The 4,047-nt window shown below is 65.1% G+C and carries 3 protein-coding genes; all 3 read right to left on the reverse strand.

What is annotated here, in order from left to right; translation table 11 throughout:
• Positions 1-1,977 (reverse strand): methyl-accepting chemotaxis protein (locus JHD07_RS03520; protein ID WP_291618979.1); only part of this gene is annotated, 1,977 nt, incomplete at its 3' end.
• Positions 1,978-1,980: 3 nt separating this feature from the next.
• Positions 1,981-2,295 carry a hypothetical protein gene (locus JHD07_RS03525; protein ID WP_291618981.1) on the reverse strand — a complete coding sequence of 105 codons (315 nt, stop codon included), beginning with the start codon at positions 2,293-2,295 and terminating at the stop codon, positions 1,981-1,983.
• Positions 2,296-2,389: 94 nt separating this feature from the next.
• On the reverse strand, positions 2,390-4,047 hold a 1,658-nt coding region (locus JHD07_RS03530), incomplete at its 5' end, for a methyl-accepting chemotaxis protein (protein ID WP_291618983.1).

Consider the following 4,047-nt stretch of genomic DNA (forward strand, 5'->3'; position numbering starts at 1 on the left):
TTCCTCCACCGTGCGCGCGATCTCCGACGTCACGCCATCCTGCCGTTCCATGGCATCGGATATCGTCGAGGAAAGCGTCTCGATTCCCTCGATCACCCGACCGATGGTCGCGATTGACGAAACCGAATGCTGGGTGGCGGTCTGCATCTCCGTGATCTGCTGCGCGATCTCGCTCGTCGCCTTCGCGGTCTGCTCGGCCAGGCTCTTGACTTCGGAGGCCACCACCGCGAAGCCGCGGCCCGCGTCGCCGGCGCGTGCCGCCTCGATCGTCGCGTTCAGCGCGAGCAGGTTGGTCTGTCCGGCGATCTCGCTGATCAGGCTGGTCACGGTGCCGACCTTGGCGGCCGCGTCAGAGAGCTTGGAGATCGTATCCTGCGCGCTTCTGGACGCCGAGACCGCCTCGATGGTCAGACTGCGCGAGGATTGCACCTGGGAGGCGATCTCCTCGATCGAGGCACGCATCGCCTTCGCGGCCTTGGCCAGCGTCTCCGAGTTGGCCAGCGCCTGTTCGGCAGCGGCCGCGACGCTGCTGGAATTGGTGCCGAGGGACGCCGCGCTTTCGTTCATCTGGGAGGCGTTGCCGGCCATGCGCTCCGTCCTGGTCGCGACTTCGCCGACCGCAGCGTTCGTCTCGCGCTCGACGGTGGCAGCCATCTCCTGCAGCGCCTCACGCTTTTCCTCTTCGGCCAGCTTGCGGCGGGCGCGTTGTTCCTCGCGGTCGAAACCGAGCTTGGATTGCATCGCCTGGACGTCGCGCAGGGCATGCCCGAGCTCGTCGTCGCGCTCGACGACGATGCGGCTATTGTAGTTGCCCTGCTGGATCTGCTCCAGCGCGTCCCTCAGCCGCCGCAGCGGCCGTCCAATGGCGCTCAAGGTCAGCCAACCGAGCCAAAGACCCGCCAGCAGCGCCGCGACCAAAAATCCAACGACGCCCGACAACACCCAGCCGTAACGCGACTGGGCCGCTTCGTACTCCTCCTTGGCGACGTCGACCTGAAGTTTGATCAGGCCTTCCATGTCGGCGCGCGCGGCTGCAAAGGCGGGAAGCGACTTGTCCGTCACGAATGCCTCGAGCTCGTCGAATTTGCGGGCCTGGAGCAGAGCGAGACCCGGCGCGAGGCCGCGTTCGAGAAACTCGCGCCTTCTCTTTTCGAAGGAATCGGCGAGCTTCTTCTCCTCAGGCGTCAAATAGGTCGCGAGATATTCCGACCAGTATTTCGCGGCGGTTTCCCTGATCGACGAAATGCGCTCGGCGATTCCCTCGGTGGACTTGCCCTTCTTCGCCTCGGAAACCGCTTCATACATCAGCGTCGTCGTCTGCTTCAGGCCGTCGTTGACCTGGAAGAGCTGGTACAGCGGCACGGTACGGTCTTCGTAGATCGTCTTCATGCCGGCGTTGACGTCGCGCAGCGAAAGTAGACCGGCGCCGCCAATCGCGACCACGAAGAGGGCCTGCAGGGCCACGATCGTCGTCAGCCGAGCCCTGAGCGTCGAAGTGAAGAGCGAAAGCCGGTCCGTCCAAGACTTGCGGCGTATGACGCCACCGTCGACGCGAAAGGTGCCGGCTTTATGCTCGTTGATCAGGGCGTAGACACGCTCGGCCTCCTGGCGCTGGTCCTGCGCGAGCTTCGTCCGCACCGACATGTAGCCCGTGACCTGGCCCGCCTCCCAGATGGGGGTCGCGCTGCCGAGCACCCAATAGAATCCGCCGTCTTTGCGCCGGTTCTTGACCGCCCCCGCCCACGGCTTGCCGGCCTTCAAGGTCGTCCAGAGATCCTCGAACGCCTCCGGCGGCATGTCGGGATGACCCACGATGTTGTGCGGCTTGCCGAGAAGTTCCTCTTCGGAGAAGCCGGACACGGAGATAAACTGATCGTTGACGAAGGTGATGCGGCCTTTCGCGTCCGTCTTCGACACGATCATGGTGTCGTCGTGAAGCTGGTATTCGACGTCGGTGACGGGCAGGTTCTTTTTCATGACTCAAATACCGTGGGAAATCGAGAATATGTGGAGCGGAACGATCGACCGGTCGCGGTCGTAGTAGGAATGGAGCTCGCGCAGCTGGGCGCGCGCACTCTCCATCATGCGTGCCTGATGCGTCAAAACGTCGCGCGCAGCCGGGCTTAGGTCGAGACGCAGGAAGTTCGCGGCCGCGGTTTCAAGGCCGTCGAGCGGCGCTTCGAGTTCGTTGACCGTGCGCTTCTGCGCGCCGGCAACTTCGCAAAGCAGCGTGCTCAGTTGGGATGCGGCGGGACGCGCGCCGCGCTCCGCCGGGAATGCAAGAATTTCCGCCATCGAGAGGTCCCTCAGGTGAGCGCGGATCGGTTCGGACGATATCCCGCTTCGCTTAATCGGCGATCAATTCGGCTACCGGAAATCTGCAAGGCGTTCATGCGGCCCGCACTCGCGCGAGGAAATCGGCGACTTCGTGCTTGAGCCGCTGACCGTCCGTAGAAAGAGACTTGGCCGAGGCTAGAACCTGCGCGGACGCCGCGCCGGTCTCGGTGGCGCCAGACTGGACTTCGACGATGCCTGACGATACCTGCGTGGCGCCGATAGCCGCCTGCTGCACGTTCCGCGAGATCTCCCGCGTCGCGTTGCCCTGCTCCTCGGCCGCGGCCGCGATGGCGCCGGTGATCTCGGACATGTTGTCGATCGTCGCCATGATGCCCTTGATCGCGACGACCGCGCCCGATGCCGTCGACTGGATGTCTGCGACGTGGCCCGATATCTCCTTTGTCGCGTTCGCGGTCTGGGCGGCGAGTCCCTTCACCTCCGATGCCACCACGGCGAAGCCGCGGCCCGCCTCGCCCGCACGCGCCGCCTCGATGGTGGCGTTGAGCGCCAGGAGGTTGGTCTGATCTGCGATGGCGGTGATCATGCCGACGATGTTTCCGACCTTGTCGGCGGCCGCCGCGAGTTTGATCATCGACTGATCGGTGGTGGACGCCTGCGAGACGGCATCCCTCGCCACCTTGGACGAGCCCTCGATCTGTCTTCCGATCTCGGCCGCGGTCGCCGCCATCTCCTCGGTGGCGGCAGCCACCGACTGCACGCTCGCCGACGCCTCTTCGGACGCCGAGGCGACCGTCGTCGACAGTTCGCGGGTGGACGATGCCGTGTCGGTCAGCGCGCTGGCCGCCTGTTCGAGGCTCGCCGAGTTGGAGGACACGCGCGCGATGATGCCGCCGACGGCCTCTTCGAAGGACGTCGTGTACCGTTCCATGTCGCGCTTCCGCTCCGCGGCGGAGCGGGCTTCCGTGTCGACCTGTTCTGCGCGCAGCCGCCGCGTCTCGACGAGGCTGTCCTTGAACACCTGGGTCACGCGCGCCATGTCGCCGACTTCGTCGCCGCGGTCCAGTCCGACGACGCTGACGGACAGGTCACCTTCCGCGAGCGCCTTCATGGCCGCGACCATGGATCCGATCGGCCGCGAGACCGCGAAGACGCTCATCAGTCCTGCGCCGACGAGAACGAGGATCGCCGCTCCGCCCACGACGGCGGAGGTCGTGCCGGAAGCGGACATGACGGTCGCGATCTCGTTCTTCTCGGCCTCCGCCCTCGTCGAGGCGATTTTCCCGATCTGATCGGTCATCTCGTCGATCTTCGACGAAGCGGGAAGGGTGGCGGTGTGCGCAAGATCGACGACTTCGATCTCAAGCGCCGTGACCTCGGAGGTACGCCCTGCCTCCTGAGCGACGATCATCCGATGTCGGTTGGTCGCGACACGATTGCCGGCGGCGATATACACGCCGATCTGCTTCCGAAGTTCCTGGATACGGGCCTTGGTCTCGACCGATGCCGATCGGTCGAAGATGTCGGCGGCCAGCCGATCGGCGTCCTTGCTTGCCGCCGCCAGCCGTTCCTCTCCCCCCTTCACGTCAGCTTCGGTCCTGGCCAGGCGGAGGTCTCGGACGAAAACCTGCATGCGGCGGGCTTCGCTCTTCGTCTCGATCGCCAGTCGCGCGATCTCCTGCTGCTCGATGGCCTTCGCGATCCCGCGCTCGACGCTTTCGTTGCCTGATATCTGGTTCAGGATCATCGCCG

Origin of the sequence: Bradyrhizobium sp., assembly GCF_016462955.1 — a bacterium.
GTDB lineage: Bacteria > Pseudomonadota > Alphaproteobacteria > Rhizobiales > Xanthobacteraceae > Bradyrhizobium.

What these genes read in the sequence shown, in the direction of transcription:
- JHD07_RS03525 (WP_291618981.1), bottom strand. Translation starts at nt 2,295, where the DNA reads ATGGCGGAAATTCTTGCATTCCCGGCGGAGCGCGGCGCGCGTCCCGCC.